Origin of the sequence: Myxococcus guangdongensis (assembly GCF_024198255.1) — a bacterium.
Taxonomy (GTDB): Bacteria; Myxococcota; Myxococcia; order Myxococcales; family Myxococcaceae; genus Myxococcus; species Myxococcus guangdongensis.
The window spans coordinates 386162-400034 of the sequence record NZ_JAJVKW010000002.1; the positions used below are offsets into that span (position 1 = coordinate 386162).

The window sequence follows — 13873 nt, forward strand, 5'->3', positions numbered from 1 at the left end:
TCCAGAGGCGCGCCGCGACGCCTTGGCGCGCCTCACCCCACCCGCACCACCGCGCGCCCGAAGTTCTCGCCGCGGAACAGCCCGGCGAAGAGCGCGGGCGCGGACTCCAATCCGTCCGCCACGTGCTCACGGTGCTTCAGCGTCCCATCCTGGAGCCACCCGCGCAGCGCCGTCCGCGCCTCGCCGAAGCGCGCGGAGTAGTCGAGCACCACGAAGCCCTCCATGCGCAGCCGCTGGATGATGAGGAACGGCGTGTTCTTCAAGCCCGCGCGCTGCTCGGGCGGCACGCCGTAGTCCGCCACCAACCCCGACACCACCACGCGGCCCCGGAGCGCCATGCACGTGAGCGTCGCGTCCAGCATCGTCCCGCCCACGTTGTCCAGATACACATCCACGCCGCGCGGACACTCGCGCCGAATCGCCGCGCCCCAATCCGTCTCCGCGCGGTAGTCGATGACCGCGTCGAAGCCGAGCGCCTCCTTCACCCAGCGGCATTTCCCGGCCCCACCCGCGATGCCCACCACCCGCGCGCCCTGCCGCTTCGCAACCTGCCCGGCGATGGACCCCACCGCACCGGCCGCCGAGGACACCAGCACCGTCTCGCCCTCTTTGGGGCGCCCCAGCTCCAGGATGCCGAAGTACGCCGTCAGCCCTGGGATGCCCAGCACGCCCAGCTCCGCCGACAGGGACTCGGCGCCGCGCTCCACCTTGCGCAGGCCCTTCGCGCTCACCACCGCGTGCTCGCGCCAGCCCCACCCTCCCGCCACCACGTCCCCCGCGGCGTAGCGCGCGTCCCGCGAGTCCAGCACCTCGCCCACCGTCGCGCTCCCGATGACCTCTCCGGGCTTCAACGCCGGCGCATACGAATCCACGCCGCCCAGCCGCGCCAACGTCCCCGGGTCCACCGACGCGAACAGCGTCCGCACCCGCAGCTCCCCCTCCCCGGGCTCGCCCACCTCCACCGGCTCCAACCGGAAGTGCTCCGGCTCCGGACGCCCGGGAATGTGGCTCGCGAGGACGATGTGACGGCTCGACAGAGGGCTCATCGACAGGCTCCGGGTTCGAGGCACCCCACCTTCTTCCGTCCACCTCCGACTGGCAACAGGAAGTCATGTCTTCCTAGGCTGTCCGCCATGACGAGTCTCCCCACGCCCCCCGTCCATCCCCTGCTCGCCACCGCCCGGGAGCTCGCGCCGCGCCTGTCCGAGCGCTCGGCCGAAATCGAGAGCGCGCGCCGTCTGCCCACGGACCTCGTCACGGAGCTCAACCGCGCGGGCGTCTTCCGGATGATGATTCCCGAGGCCTACGGCGGCCTGGAGCTGCACCCCGCGCTCTCGTTCCAGGTCATCGAGGCGCTCTCACGCGCCGACGGCGCCACGGGCTGGAACGCGATGATTGGCTCGGCCACCGCGCTGACGGCCGCGTGGCTCCCGGAGGCCGTGGGACGCGCCATCTTCTCGCGACCCGATGTCATCACCGGCGGCGTGGCCGCGCCCCTGGGCCGCGCCGAGCGCGTCGAGGGTGGCCACCGCGTCACCGGCCGTTGGAGCTGGGCGAGCGGCAGTCAGCACTGTCACTGGCTGATTGGCGGCGCGCTGGTGACGGAGGGTGGCAAGCCCCGCATGGTGCGCGAGGGCGTACCGGAGACGCGCCTGTGCTTCTTCTCCGCCGAGCACGTCACGCTGCACGACACGTGGTTCGCCGCGGGCCTGTGTGGCACGGGCAGCGGCGACATGGAGGTGAAGGACCTCTTCGTCCCGGACGACCACGGCTTCTCGTTCTTCGCGCCTCCGCGTGTCGCCCGTCCGCTCTACGGCTTCCCCTTCGGCCTGCTCGGCCTGGGCATCCCCGCGGTGGCGCTCGGCATCGCCCGGCGCGCCATCGACGAGCTGACCACGCTGGCCCGCCAGAAGACGGTGGTGGTGGAGCGCAGGCTGCTGGCCTCGCGCCCCGCGGTGCAGGAGGCCGTCTCCGAGGCCGAGGCCCTCGTGCGCTCCTCGCGCGCCCTCGCGCTGGAGACCATTCACGCCCTCTTCGACGAAGCCTCGCGTGGCCCCGCCTCGGTGCGCGCGAGGGCCGAGCTGCGCCTGGCCATGACGCACGCCACGCGAAGCTCCGCGCGGGCCGTGGACCTCATGTACGAGGCCGCGGGCGGCCCCGCCGTCTTCCACTCGAGCGCGCTCCAGCGCTGCCTGCGCGACGTGCACACCCTCACCCAGCACGCCATGGTGGCCCGGCCCACGCTGGAGCTCACCGGCGGAATCCTCCTGGGCTTCGACCCGCCCACGCCCGTGCTCTGAGCCGGAAATAAAAAGAGGCCCGGCCTCCCTGAAGCGCTGGGAAGAGACCGGGCCCCGAGGGGCGACGACATGTCACCCCATGCCTACTGCCGAGCCATCGCCGCCTTGCGCTCGGCCTGCTCGTCGCGCAGGTGCTCACCCGAAACGTCCACCACCACCTCGCGCAGCGTGCCGCCCCGGAACGCGTAGGGCGGGTGGTACATCGTGCTCACCGCGGAGTTGTCATCCCGTCCGCACGTCAGCCCCTCGCCCAGGCTGATGACCAGCGGCATGGTGGCCAAGATGTCGCTCTGCGCCACCAGCTCGCCGTCGATGAACAGCCGCCCGCGTCCCGGCGCGCCCTGGCCTCGCGCGAGGTCCGGCGCGCCCGTGGGCTCGAACTCGAACCTCAGCTCCGAGGGCCCCACGGGTATCTCCACGCCGGACTCGATGTGGAACTCGCGCTCGCCCACGAAGTTGTAGACGTAGTGCAGCCGCCGGTCCTGGATGAAGAAGGTGTAGCCGCCCGTGAGACCTCCGTGGCTGAGCAGCACGCCCTCCGCGTCGTCCTCCACGTCCACCCGCGCGGTGATGGAGTGCGGCCGGTTGAGCACGTGCACCGCCACGTTCTCCGGCGCCGGTGACGTGTGCGGCCGGTACACGTAGCGCTTGCGGTCCCGGGTGATTTGCGGCCGCTCCTCGGAGAAGACCGCCCGGTCCGGCGACGCGAGCGGCATGACCTGGTAGCGCCCCGCCTCCACGTACCAGAGGGCAATCATCTCGATGAGCTTGCCCCGCTCCTCGGACGCGAGGTCCTGCGTCTCCGAGCAGTCCTCGTCCACGTGGTACAGCTCCCACCCCTCCGCGTCGAGCTGGCGCAGCCGCTCCTCGGTGAGCTTCGACTCGCCGAAGCCCTCGCCCGCCTCGACGAAGGAGGGGCCCGGGAAGGGACACACCGCCCGCCAACCGTCGTGGTAGATGGCGCGGTTGCTGAACATCTCGAAGTACTGCGTGTGGTGCTGGCTCTCCGCCCGGGCGTCGTCGAAGGTGTGACGGAAGCTGACACCCTCGATGGGGGACTGGGTGACGCCGCGCAGCGCGGCCGGAGGCGTCAGCCCCAGGCAGTCGAGGACGGTGGGCACCATGTCGATGGCGTGGCAGTACTGCGAGCGGATTTCGCCCCGCGCGCGGATGCCCTTGGGCCAGTGGACCAGGAACGGGTCCGTGGTGCCGCCGCGGTACACCTCCCGCTTCCACCGGCGGAACGGCGTATCCCCCGCCCACGCCCAGCCCCACGAGTAGTGGTTGAAGTACTTGGGCCCGCCCAGCTCGTCGATGGCCTCCAGGTTCTGCTCCAGCGACTCGGGCGTGTTGTTGAAGAACTTCAGCTCGTTGACGGAGCCGTGCGGCCCGCCCTCCGCGCTCGCGCCGTTGTCGGAGATGACCATGATGAGCGTGTTGTCCAGCTCACCGGCCTCCTCCAGGAACTTCAGCAACCGGCCGATGTGATGGTCCGTGTGCTCCAGGAAGCCGGCGTACACCTCCATCATCCGCGAGTAGAGCCGCCGCTCGTCGGCGGACAGCGTCTCCCACTCCGCCACGTCCGGGTCATGCCGGGACAGCTTCGTGCCCGGAGGAATCACGCCCAGCTTCAACTGGCGCTGGTAGACCTTCTTGCGGTACGCGTCCCAGCCGTCGTCGAACTGGCCCTTGTACTTGTCCGCCCACTCCTTGGGCACGTGATGCGGGGCGTGCATCGCGCCCGTGCAGAAGTACATGAAGAAGGGCTTGTCCGGCGCCACCTGCTTGGAGTCCGCGATGAAGTCCACGGCGCGGTCCACCAGGTCCTCGGTGAGGTGGTAGCCCTCCTCGGGCGTCTTCGGCGGGAGCACTGGGTGGTTGTCGTGCACCAGGTCCGGGAAGTACTGGTGCGTGTCGCCGCCGAGGAAGCCGTAGAAGCGCTCGAAGCCACGCCCCAGCGGCCAGCGGTTGTAGGGCCCCGCCGCGCTCGTCTGCTCCGCGGGCGTCAGGTGCCACTTGCCCAGGGCATACGTGTTGTACCCCTGCTCCTGCAGCATCTCCGAGAGGAACCCGTTCTCGAAGGGGATGGTGCCGTTGTAGCCGGGATACCCGAGGGAGACCTCGGTGATGGTGGCCATGCCATTGGAGTGGTGGTTGCGGCCGGTGAGGATGCACGAGCGCGTGGGGGAGCACAGCGCGGTGGTGTGCATGCTGTTGTAGAGCAGCCCACCCTTCGCCAGCCGGTCCAGGTTCGGCGTGTGGATGGGCGAGCCATAGCAGCCCAGGTGCCCGAAGCCCGTGTCGTCCAGGACGATGAAGAGGACGTTCGGCGCGCCGTCCTTCGCGCGCAGCGGCCGGGGCCAGGCCGGTGAGGACTGCTCCCACGTGCGGCCGATGGTGCCGGGAAAGGCACTGCCCGGCGTGTATTCCTTGAGCGACATGTCCCTTGCCTCCGAGAAGTCGTGACACCGCGAGCCGCGTCCACGAGCCCCCTTCACGGGAGGACACCGCACCGGCCCCGAAGCTCAGGAATGGGCACACCACCGGACAGCCACCGCTGTCCCCAGGGTGGAGCCGGGCGAGCAGGGCCCGGCTCGACAGCCCCTGGACGTCACGCGCGCTACAGCCAGCTCTCGGAGGCCACGCCCAGTCCGGCCAGCACGCGCTCCGCGGCCTTCACCCCGAACCAGTTGGCCTCCTCGAAGAGGGCCAGCCCGCCCAGGTCCGTGTGCGCGAAGTGCAGGCTCGGCCCCAGGCTCTCCTGCGCGGCCTGGCGCTCCGGGCCCCAGATGAAGCCCGGCGTCGGCCGCACCATGGCGTGGCCCCAGCGCTGGACCTCCAGTCGCTGCGCCTGCGCCGCGATGCCTGGATGCGCGGGGCGCAGGTCCGCCATGACGAGCGCCTCCCAGTCCGCGTAGCTGGCCGAGAGCGCCTTCTCCCGCTCCGCCTTCACGTCCCCGCCCGCCATCGGCAGGTACCAGGTGAGCACCGTGGGGCCGTTCTCGTCCTGGCGCAGCCGCTGGTGCGTGGCCACCACGTAGCCCAGGCTCCGGCTCTCCTGGAACACGTTGTCCCACGACAGCGGGAAGCCTCGGGACACCGGCGGCGAGGACAAGGTCAGGTTCGCCACCACCCACGGCGCATAGGTGAAGGCCGACAGCCACGCGGGCCGCTCGGTGCGCCACGGCGCCACCACGTGCGCGGCGATGAAGCGAGGACACGCCAGCACCACCTGACGCGCCTGGAAGGAGCGCGGCTGGCCCGTGCGCGCATCCAGCGCGTCCACCCGGCAGCCCTTCGCGGAGGGCGTCACCGTGTGCACCAGCACGTCGCGCTCCACCGCGCGCGGAGGCAGCGAGCTCGACAGCTGCCGCACCAGCCGGCCGTTGCCCTCGGGCCAGCTCAAGAAGCCCTCACTGCGCTCCCCCTGCCCGTCCTGGCGCGCGGCGAAGTACCAGATGCCCGCCCACGCGGAGACGTGCTCGGACGTGGCGCCGTAGTCGTCGCGGCACGCGTAGTCCACCAGCCACTTCAGCCGCGTGGAGTGGAAGCCCTCGCGCGCCAGCCACTGGGCCATGCTCAGCGCGTCCAGCGCCGTCCACTCCGCGTCGTCGCTGGAGCGCGAGGTGGGCACCGCGAAGGCCTTGCGCCCCTTCGCGTCGCGCGCGGCGGCGAAGGCGTTCATCCGCGCATCGAAGCGCTCCAGCTCCGCCAAATCCTGGGCCGTCGCGCCCACGCGCAGGTAGAGCCCCTCGTACCAGTGGCCCCGGTAGAAGTGCCGCTCGTCCGGCTCCTGGATGAGCAGCGTCTCCTCGAACGTCGGCAGGCCCTGTGCGTCCACGCCCGAAACCGCGCCCATCTCGCGCAAGAGCCGCACCACCGGACCCCGGTCCTCCGTGGGCGCCGGCAGGTAGTGCGCGCCCCAGGGGAACGGGGACACCGCGTTGCGGCCGGAGCGCGACGTGCCGCCGATGTCCGCCTCCAGCTCCACCACGCGCACGTCCTTCACGCCCGCGCCCATCAGCCGCCACGCGGCGGACAGGCCGGCGATGCCGCCGCCCACCACCAGCACGTCCACCGGCTCCACCGTCTGGGCCGAGGGCAGCGGCCCCCCGCGCAGCTTGTGCCCCACCTCCACCGCCCGGTCCACGACGGCGCCGGGGATGGGCGCGCGGGGCGCCTCGCGCTTGCACGCGCTGGCCACCGCCGAGCCGAGGAACGCGGCGATGAGCTCCCGCCGCGTCAGTTCCACCGCCGCCACTCCTCCTCGTAGTAGTGCACCAGCACCTGGTTGTTGAGCCGGTTCACCTCCGTGGGCAGCGGGCCCATGTCCGGAGGAAAGCGCGTCAGCGACTCCAGCGTGGACAGGTCCAGGAAGCGCAGGCCCTCGGGCAGCGCGCGGTGGTGCCCGGGCGCCTCGTGCGCCACCAGCACGTAGCCCCACTCACCGAAGGACGGCACCAGCGCGTGGTAGGGCTCCGTCCAATAACCCGCGGCCCTGAGCGTGTTCTCCACGCACCAGAAGGAGCGCCGCGCGAACAGGGGGCTGGTGCTCTGCACCACCGCCACGCCGTCGGGCGCCACCCGCTTCTTGAGCAGCTTGTAGAAGCCCGTGGTGTACAGCTTGCCCAGGGCGAAGTTGTTCGGGTCCGGGAAGTCGACGATGACGACGTCGTACTGCTGCGTCCCCTCCATCAGGAACTGCATCGCGTCCGTGTTGATGACGCGCATGCGCGCATCCGTCAGCGAGTGCTGGTTGAGCTTCACCAGCTCGTCGAAGCGCATGGCCAGGCCCGTGATCGCCGGGTCCAGGTCCACCAGCGTCACGGAGCGCACCTCGGGGTAGCGCAGCACCTCGCGCGCGGCGAGCCCATCTCCGCCACCCAGGATGAGCACGTGCTCCACCTTGCCCGCGCGCACCATGGCCGGGTGCACGAGCGACTCGTGGTAGCGGTACTCGTCCAGGCTCGCGAACTGGAGGTTGCCGTTGAGGAACAGCGAGAAGCCCCGCTTGCCGCGCGTCAGGATGATGCGCTGATAGGGCGAGCTGGACGCGTGCACCACGTCGTCCGCGTAGAGCTGGTCCTCGTAGAACGTCGTCAGCCTGTCGCCCAGCGCGAAGCCCACCACCAGGAACACCGTCAGCACCACCGCCTTGATGCGCAGGCGCAGCGGGTTGCCCAGAAGCGGCGCGAGCAGCCACGTGCTCCACAGGCCCACCGCCGCGTTCAGGATGCCGAACAAGAGCGAGGTGCGCACCAGCCCCAGCTTGGGGACCAGCAGCAGCGGGAACGCGACGCTCGCCGCCAGCGCGCCCAGGTAGTCGAGCGACAGCACCTGGCTGACCAGGTCCTTGAACTTGAGCTGGTCCTTCAAGATGCGCAGGAGGAGCGGAATCTCCAGCCCCACCAGCGCGCCGATGACGATGACGCTGCCGTACAGCGCCACCTGGAACATGTCCGTCAGCGTGAAGGTGAGGAACAGCACCGGGGCGCAGATGCCGCCCAAGAGCGCCACCGCCAGCTCCACCTCCACGAAGCGCTGGGCCACCCCCTTGTCGATGTAGCGCGACAGGTAGCTGCCGATGCCCATCGCGAAGAGGTAGCCACCGATGACGGTGGAGAACTGGGTGATGGAGTCGCCCAGCAGGTAGCTGGCCAGCGCCCCGACGACGAGCTCGTAGACGAGCCCGCACGTCGCGATGACGATGACGGTGATGTACAGCAGCGTCTTGTTCACGTCGTCACTTCACGGCCGCGTCGGTCGCCCGACGGCAAGCGCCCCGTCAACCACCGATGGCCGCGGCCACGATGATGGACAGGCCGAGGATGAACGAGCCGATGACGATGCCGACCGCCGTGTTCTGGTCGACCTCCAGCTCCTTGTGCACGTCGAACGGCATGATGAGGCGGATGACGTAGAAGCCCGCCACGAACACCGCCAGGCCGATGAGCGAATAGATGACGCTCGCCAGCACACCCTGCCAGCTCACGACGACGCCGAGTAACAGCATCACTTCCCTCCCTGAAAACCACCAGTCCACAACAGGATGCCGCCCGGGCCGCGCTTCACGGTGCCCGGCACCCGGTCCTTCTCTTCACGGGTGAATGGAGACCACCCGGTCAACATCATGGCCGCGTACGCCGCGAGCACCACGCCTCCGAACCACTTCATGCCCCGCCTCCGTGTCGTGCCATCGCGAACCTAATGATTGCCCAGGTTGCTGTCCGCCCACCTGCGCGTCTCGAAGTTGTGCGAGCGGAAGAACGCGAACACCGGCCCCAGCAGCATCAGCACCAGCGCCACGCAGAACCAGCTCCCGTTGGGCGAGTCGTGAATCAGCTTCACGTTGTAGTTGCGCGCGGAGGGCTGCGGTGACGCGTCGTAGGATGCCGTGGTGCGCAGCACGTACTTGCCCGCGGGCAGCGTGGACAGGTACAGGGTCTCGCTCGGGCTGCCCTCGGACCAGGAGCCGTCGCTGTCCTGGCCGAAGTAGTAGCTGAGCTCCTGGTAGAAGGTCGTCACGTCGCCGGTGTCCTGGTTCACCAGGTCGCCCTGCACGCCCATCCAGCTGTTGCCCAGCCCCGCGGACAGCTCCACCTTCATGTTGCCGCGCTTGGTGAGCTCGAACGGCTCGCTGAAGCGCGTGGCGGACGGCGTGTTGGACATCGCCTCCGGCGGCACCGTGATGCTCTCCTCGAGCACCACCCGGTTCTGAGAGCTGATGGAGAACAGGCCCGACAGCACCAGCAGCCCCAGGAACCAGATGAAGGACCACAGGAACGTGGACTTCATCCGCTCGGAGAAGGGGTTGGGCTGGCTGGGCTGGATGCCCTCGGGAGCAGGCAGCCGCTCCAGGTTGAAGGCCTTCTGGATGACCTCCGGCGCCAGGTACTCGCCATGCGTGTACGTCACCTCGTCCTCGGTGGCGTCCACGTTGAGGGAGTACGGCGGGTTCACGTACTCGGTGGCCTCGGCGAACTCGCCGGCCTGCACCTTCCAGTAGAACTCGCCCTGCACCGTCTCCGTCACCGCGTGCACGTTCTGGAAGGCCTTGTAGCGCCGCCGGTCGAAGAAGGCGGACGTCAGCGGGGCCAGCGACACGTCACCGGCGGCCACCGGCTCCAGGAACACCCAGTGGCCGTTGGAGTTCATCAGCCAGACGAAGCCCTTCGCCCGGTGGTACAGCAGGTACTCCTCCCACGGGTAGCGGACGCCCTCCACCGTGCACGAGCGCACGAGGAAGCCGATGCACATCCACTCCGTGTTCTTCAGCGTCCCCTTCGCGCCCAGCGGGATGAGGGGCGGGTGGTCCGGCTTCTCGAGCAGCCGCAGGAAGGACAGCTTGCCCTTCCTCACATCCAGGAGCGCGCCGCAGAAGGGGCACGCCACGCGCAGCGACTGGTCCGGCGCGCGCAGCTCCAGGGGGCCGTTGCACTCGGTGCAGCGCGCCTGCTGCAGGTCCACCTTCCGCTTGGCACGCGGACGCAGCTGGTCGGCGGGGATGCCGAGCTGGTCGAGCTTGAGCCGCTCCCCGATGAAGACCTCCGGGTCGCGGTGGCGGGTGCCGAAGTCCAGGGTGAGGAAGGCGCCGCTGGAGCCGGTGGCGTCGACGTAATAGGAGTCCTGCGTGGGGTCCACGTCGCTGGGGAGCTGGCCCTCGGCGGCCACCACGGTGCCGTGGCCGCGCTCCTCCACCACCCAGACGCGGTTGCGCAGCTTCAGCCGCTGCCCGGGGTGCATGTCCTCCAGCTGGAGGCCCTCCTCCACGCCCGCGTCGAGCAGCAGGTGGAAGGCGCCCTCGGACTCGCTCATCCACGCGGCGCGGCCGTCGTCGAACTCCACGTACCACTCGTCCCACGGGCCCGCGCCGTGGTCCTTCTGCAGGTGGCCCACCACCCGGAAGCCCGTGCGCGCGTAGCGCCCCTCCGCGCCCAGCTGGAGCGGGGAGTCGGTGGGGACGATGCGGCCAATCTTCCCGTGCGACTCGAAGTCATCGCCCTTGCGGGCCACCACCGTCTGGCAGTGTCCGCACACCACGACCTGCGCCGAGCCGGCGGTGAACTCCACGTCCGCGCCGCACGACGGACACCTCCCCTGACTCACGCCATCACCCCCCGCTTCAGCTCACGCACCTCGCATGAGGCCGCGCCCAGACGCTTCGCCAGCACCGACTCGAAGTCGGGCCGGGTGCGCGGACGGCAGCAGTAGACATTGAGCGCGGCGAAGCCATGCTCGGGGAAGGTGTGGATGGCCAGGTGGCTCTCGGCCAGCAACGTCAGGCCGGTGATGCCCCCGGGCTCCGGGAACACGTGCCACTGCGGCTGACCCACGACCTTCAGGTCCAGCAGGACGATGAGCTCCTCGAAGAGCGCCGCCAACGCGGCCGCGTCCTTGAGCACCCCAGGCGAGCAGCCGCTCGCGTCAACGAGCCATTCCTGTCCGGTCGTCAGCTTCGAAGTCCTCCCGCCTCTGCCCACCTCTTTAGCACGAGCCCCGACGCACGAAAGCCGCTCGTGCCCATGGGGGCGCCCCCTCGTTGGCGTCCGGCCCGCGCTTGCCGCTACGCTCGGGAGTGAAATGACGCGGCCGTCCCTGCCCGAAGTCCCCGTGCAGCCCATCCCCACGCCCTCGCCCCAGCGGGAGCCCGGGGCCATCGCCCGGCTGACGCGAGGTCTGCGCGGACTGCCCGCCGCGCCGCGCTGGTGGGGGCCGGGCTGTGGCGGCATGGCCGGCTGGCTCCTGAACCCGCCGGGGGGCGCGCCTCCGTCCATGGACCTGACGCCGCGCTTCCACGCGCTGCTCGCGCGGGTGCGAGACGGGCAGCCGGTATTGCCGGCGGAGGCGGTGCGGCACCAGTACGTGCTCGTGCGGGGCATGCTGGGCGACGAGCTGCCTGGCTACCTGCTGGACAACGTGCAGCGGCTGGAGCGCCGGGGTCTGGACGTGCGCGAGGCGCCGGTGGACACCGAGGGGCTGCTGCTCGACAACGTCGCGGTGCTACGCGAGGCGCTGCTGGACGCGGCGCACTTCGGGCGCTCGGTGGTGCTGGTGGGCCACAGCAAGGGCGGCGTGGAGTGCACGGCGGTGCTCGCGCTGTACCCGGAGCTGCGCCGCGTGGTGCGCGCGGTGGTGACGCTGCAGGCGCCGTACGGCGGCTCGCCCATCGCGCACGACTTGTCCACCACGCCGGAGATGCGCAGGCTCATCGACTTCGCCTTCCCGCTGCTGTTCCACGGGGTGTCGCGCTCGGTGGAGGAGCTGTCCTACACGAAGCGGATGGAGTTCATCCGCCAGCACCCCTACCCCCTGGACATCCCCACGGTGTCGCTGGCCACCTCGCGCCTGTCGCGGATGTCGTCGCTCTACGCGCTGCAGCGCTACCTGGACGAGCGCTACCAGTACGCGTCCGACGGCATGGTGACGGCGCTGGACGCGGAGGTGCCGGGCGCGGGCATGGTGCGGCTGTCGGACATGGACCACGCGGAGGCCGCGCTGCGCGCCTTCCCGGGCTTCAGCCGCTACCATCCGGGAGACATCACCGAGGTGATGGTGGCCCTGGCGCTCGAGCCTCGCTGAGCGGGGATTGTGCCCGGGGGTGGACTTCCGGGGCGGGGGACGACGGGACGTCCTGGAATCCGGCGCGGGTGGGGGTAATCTGCGCCGCCCATGACCTTCCGAATCCTGACTGCGCTCGTGCTGAGCCTCTCCCTCGCTGCTTGCAAGGACTCCTCCGACAAGAAGGAGCCCACGGCGGCCACTCCCGCCCCGTCCGCCACGAAGCCCGCGGACAAGCCCGTCGCGGCCACGCCGCCCCCCGCCGCCCCCGAAGCCACGGGCGAGTGGACCAAGAAGGTCCAGGCCGGCCAGGACCTGCTGGCCACGATGGAGACGAACCAGGGCACCATCGAGCTGCGCCTGTTCTCCAAGGATGCGCCGCTGACGGTGGCCAACTTCGTGGGCCTCGCCACGGGCGAGAAGACGTGGACGGACCCGAACTCGGGCGAGAAGGTGACGGGCCGGCCGCTGTACAACGGCGTCATCTTCCACCGCGTGATTCCGAACTTCATGATTCAGGGTGGCGACCCCACGGGCACCGGCCGCGGTGACCCGGGCTACCGCTTCGCGGACGAGTTCCAGAGCGGCCGCACGTTCAACAAGACGGGCCTGCTCGCCATGGCCAACGCGGGCCCGGGCACCAACGGCAGCCAGTTCTTCATCACCACGGCGGTGACGGACTTCCTCAACAACCGTCACACCATCTTCGGCGAGGTGACGAAGGGCTACGACGTGGTGGAGAAGATTTCGAAGGTGAAGACGGGCCCCGGTGACCGGCCCGTGGAGCCGGTGGTCATCCAGAAGATCACCCTGGCGGACGCGCCGGCCGCGGCCGGGGCGAAGTGATGAGCCAGCCCAAGCTGCGCCGCGTGGCGACACGCCTGGGCGAGCTGGACTGCAACGTGGTGGACGGGCTGTCCGAGGGCACCACGCCGGAGCTGGTGGTGGTGCTCTGCCACGGTCTCGGCGCTCCGGCCACCGACCTGGTCTCGCTGGCCCCGGAGCTGGTGTCGTTCGAGCCCTCGCTGGCGCAGCGCGTGCGCTTCGTGTTCCCTGGCGCGCCGCTGACGATGGAGCGGTGGGGCAATCCCACCGGACGCGCCTGGTTCCATCTGCCCGAGTCCATCATGCTCGGGCAGCAGCGGGACTGGGAGACGTATGGGAAGAGCGTCCCCGAGGGCCTGCCCGCCGCGCGCCGGGCCGTCATGTCCGTGGTGGACGCGGTGTCGACGGCGATGAAGCTGCCCTACAACCGCGTCGTCCTGGGCGGCTTCAGCCAAGGCGGCATGGTGACGACGGACGTGGCGTTGCGGCTGGAGGAGTGCCCCGCGGGGTTGTGCATCCTGTCGGGCACGCTGCTGGCGGAGGCCGAGTGGATACAGAAGGCCAAGGCCCGTCAGGGGCTGCCCGTGTTCCAGGGGCACGGTCGCCATGACGACCTGCTGCCCTTCGCGGTGGCCGAGCGCCTGCGCGACACGTTGGTGAAGGCGGGCCTGTCCGTGGACTTCTTCCCCTTCGACGGGCCGCACACCATCGACATTGAGGAGCTGAAGCGGGTGGCCGTGTTCCTGAAGGCCCGGCTGGGAGGCTGACGAGGTCATGTACCACGCGAAGCAGCTCACGGTGTCCACGCAGGGGCGAGGCTTCACGGACATCACCCGGGACGTGCGCGAGGTGGTGGAGCACTGCGGCCTGGAGCAGGGCCTGTGCACGGTGTTCCTCCACCACACCAGCGCGTCCCTGGTGTTGAGCGAGAACGCGGACCCGGATGTGCGCCGGGATTTGGAGGCCTTCTTCGCGCGGCTGGTGAAGGACGGGGACCCGCTGTTCGTCCACGACGCGGAGGGACCCGATGACATGCCGGCGCACGTGCGCACGGTGCTCACGCAGAACTCGCTGAGCATTCCCGTGAAGAACGGCGCGCCGGATTTGGGGACGTGGCAGGGCGTCTACGTCTGGGAGCACCGCACGTCCCCCCACCGCCGACGCGTCACCGTGTCGGTGGTGGGCTGAGG

At 70.2% G+C, this 13873-nt stretch carries 13 protein-coding genes; 5 read left to right on the top strand and 8 right to left on the bottom strand.

Features of this window, described 5'->3' with window-relative positions; translation table 11 throughout:
- Positions 1 to 32 precede the first annotated feature (32 nt).
- Positions 33 to 1046 (bottom strand): NADP-dependent oxidoreductase, encoded by a 1014-nt coding sequence (locus LXT21_RS06415; protein ID WP_254037205.1) that lies wholly within the window; start codon positions 1044 to 1046, stop codon positions 33 to 35.
- Positions 1047 to 1133: 87 nt separating this feature from the next.
- Between LXT21_RS06415 and LXT21_RS06420 the strand changes: the two genes are divergently transcribed.
- A complete protein-coding gene (locus tag LXT21_RS06420) occupies positions 1134 to 2300 on the top strand; it encodes an acyl-CoA dehydrogenase family protein (protein WP_254037206.1) in 1167 nt (388 codons plus the stop codon).
- An 83-nt stretch (positions 2301 to 2383) separates the two neighbouring features.
- On the opposite strand, the gene LXT21_RS06425 is transcribed toward LXT21_RS06420, so the two are convergent.
- From LXT21_RS06425 to speD, 7 genes are all read right to left on the bottom strand, one after another.
- Positions 2384 to 4741 carry an arylsulfatase gene (locus tag LXT21_RS06425; protein WP_254037207.1) on the bottom strand — a complete coding sequence of 786 codons (2358 nt, stop codon included), beginning with the start codon at positions 4739 to 4741 and terminating at the stop codon, positions 2384 to 2386.
- 179 nt (positions 4742 to 4920) lie between these two features.
- Complete coding sequence (locus tag LXT21_RS06430) at positions 4921 to 6552, bottom strand: FAD-dependent oxidoreductase (RefSeq protein ID WP_254037208.1); 1632 nt, start codon at positions 6550 to 6552, stop codon at positions 4921 to 4923.
- A complete protein-coding gene (locus tag LXT21_RS06435) occupies positions 6543 to 8039 on the bottom strand; it encodes a polyamine aminopropyltransferase (protein WP_254037209.1) in 1497 nt (498 codons plus the stop codon). Before LXT21_RS06435 ends, LXT21_RS06430 begins: the two co-directional genes overlap by 10 nt.
- Before the next feature lie 46 nt (positions 8040 to 8085).
- On the bottom strand, positions 8086 to 8313 hold the full coding sequence (locus LXT21_RS06440; protein ID WP_046711323.1) for a DUF350 domain-containing protein: 228 nt from the start codon (positions 8311 to 8313) through the stop codon (positions 8086 to 8088).
- Positions 8313 to 8474 carry a hypothetical protein gene (locus LXT21_RS06445; RefSeq protein WP_170300389.1) on the bottom strand — a complete coding sequence of 54 codons (162 nt, stop codon included), beginning with the start codon at positions 8472 to 8474 and terminating at the stop codon, positions 8313 to 8315. The genes LXT21_RS06440 and LXT21_RS06445 overlap by 1 nt, the downstream gene beginning before the upstream one ends.
- Positions 8475 to 8504: 30 nt before the next feature.
- On the bottom strand, positions 8505 to 10406 hold the full coding sequence (locus tag LXT21_RS06450; protein WP_254037210.1) for a DUF4178 domain-containing protein: 1902 nt from the start codon (positions 10404 to 10406) through the stop codon (positions 8505 to 8507).
- A complete protein-coding gene (gene speD / locus LXT21_RS06455; RefSeq protein ID WP_254037211.1) occupies positions 10403 to 10702 on the bottom strand; it encodes an S-adenosylmethionine decarboxylase in 300 nt (99 codons plus the stop codon). Before speD ends, LXT21_RS06450 begins: the two co-directional genes overlap by 4 nt.
- A gap of 178 nt (positions 10703 to 10880) precedes the next feature.
- Here speD and LXT21_RS06460 point away from each other — a divergent pair, with 178 nt between their 5' ends.
- The 4 genes from LXT21_RS06460 to LXT21_RS06475 all read left to right on the top strand — a co-directional run bounded on the left by LXT21_RS06460 (position 10881) and on the right by LXT21_RS06475 (position 13871).
- Positions 10881 to 11879, top strand: a complete 999-nt coding sequence (locus tag LXT21_RS06460) for a PGAP1-like alpha/beta domain-containing protein (RefSeq protein ID WP_254037212.1) — start codon at positions 10881 to 10883, stop codon at positions 11877 to 11879.
- Between the two features lie 90 nt (positions 11880 to 11969).
- Positions 11970 to 12704 carry a peptidylprolyl isomerase gene (locus tag LXT21_RS06465; protein ID WP_254037213.1) on the top strand — a complete coding sequence of 245 codons (735 nt, stop codon included), beginning with the start codon at positions 11970 to 11972 and terminating at the stop codon, positions 12702 to 12704.
- Positions 12704 to 13450 carry an alpha/beta hydrolase gene (locus tag LXT21_RS06470; RefSeq protein ID WP_254037214.1) on the top strand — a complete coding sequence of 249 codons (747 nt, stop codon included), beginning with the start codon at positions 12704 to 12706 and terminating at the stop codon, positions 13448 to 13450. Before LXT21_RS06465 ends, LXT21_RS06470 begins: the two co-directional genes overlap by 1 nt.
- A 7-nt stretch (positions 13451 to 13457) precedes the next feature.
- Complete coding sequence (locus LXT21_RS06475) at positions 13458 to 13871, top strand: secondary thiamine-phosphate synthase enzyme YjbQ (RefSeq protein ID WP_254037215.1); 414 nt, start codon at positions 13458 to 13460, stop codon at positions 13869 to 13871.
- Positions 13872 to 13873 lie beyond the last annotated feature (2 nt).

Bases quoted from the DNA above. Each gene is read 5' to 3' on its own strand.
- LXT21_RS06460 (WP_254037212.1), top strand. From the start codon at position 10,881: ATGACGCGGCCGTCCCTGCCCGAAGTCCCCGTGCAGCCCATCCCCACG.
- LXT21_RS06440 (WP_046711323.1), bottom strand. From the start codon at position 8,313: ATGCTGTTACTCGGCGTCGTCGTGAGCTGGCAGGGTGTGCTGGCGAGC.
- LXT21_RS06445 (WP_170300389.1), bottom strand. From the start codon at position 8,474: ATGAAGTGGTTCGGAGGCGTGGTGCTCGCGGCGTACGCGGCCATGATG.
- LXT21_RS06465 (WP_254037213.1), top strand. From the start codon at position 11,970: ATGACCTTCCGAATCCTGACTGCGCTCGTGCTGAGCCTCTCCCTCGCT.
- LXT21_RS06425 (WP_254037207.1), bottom strand. From the start codon at position 4,741: ATGTCGCTCAAGGAATACACGCCGGGCAGTGCCTTTCCCGGCACCATC.
- LXT21_RS06475 (WP_254037215.1), top strand. From the start codon at position 13,458: ATGTACCACGCGAAGCAGCTCACGGTGTCCACGCAGGGGCGAGGCTTC.
- LXT21_RS06420 (WP_254037206.1), top strand. From the start codon at position 1,134: ATGACGAGTCTCCCCACGCCCCCCGTCCATCCCCTGCTCGCCACCGCC.
- LXT21_RS06470 (WP_254037214.1), top strand. From the start codon at position 12,704: ATGAGCCAGCCCAAGCTGCGCCGCGTGGCGACACGCCTGGGCGAGCTG.
- LXT21_RS06415 (WP_254037205.1), bottom strand. From the start codon at position 1,046: ATGAGCCCTCTGTCGAGCCGTCACATCGTCCTCGCGAGCCACATTCCC.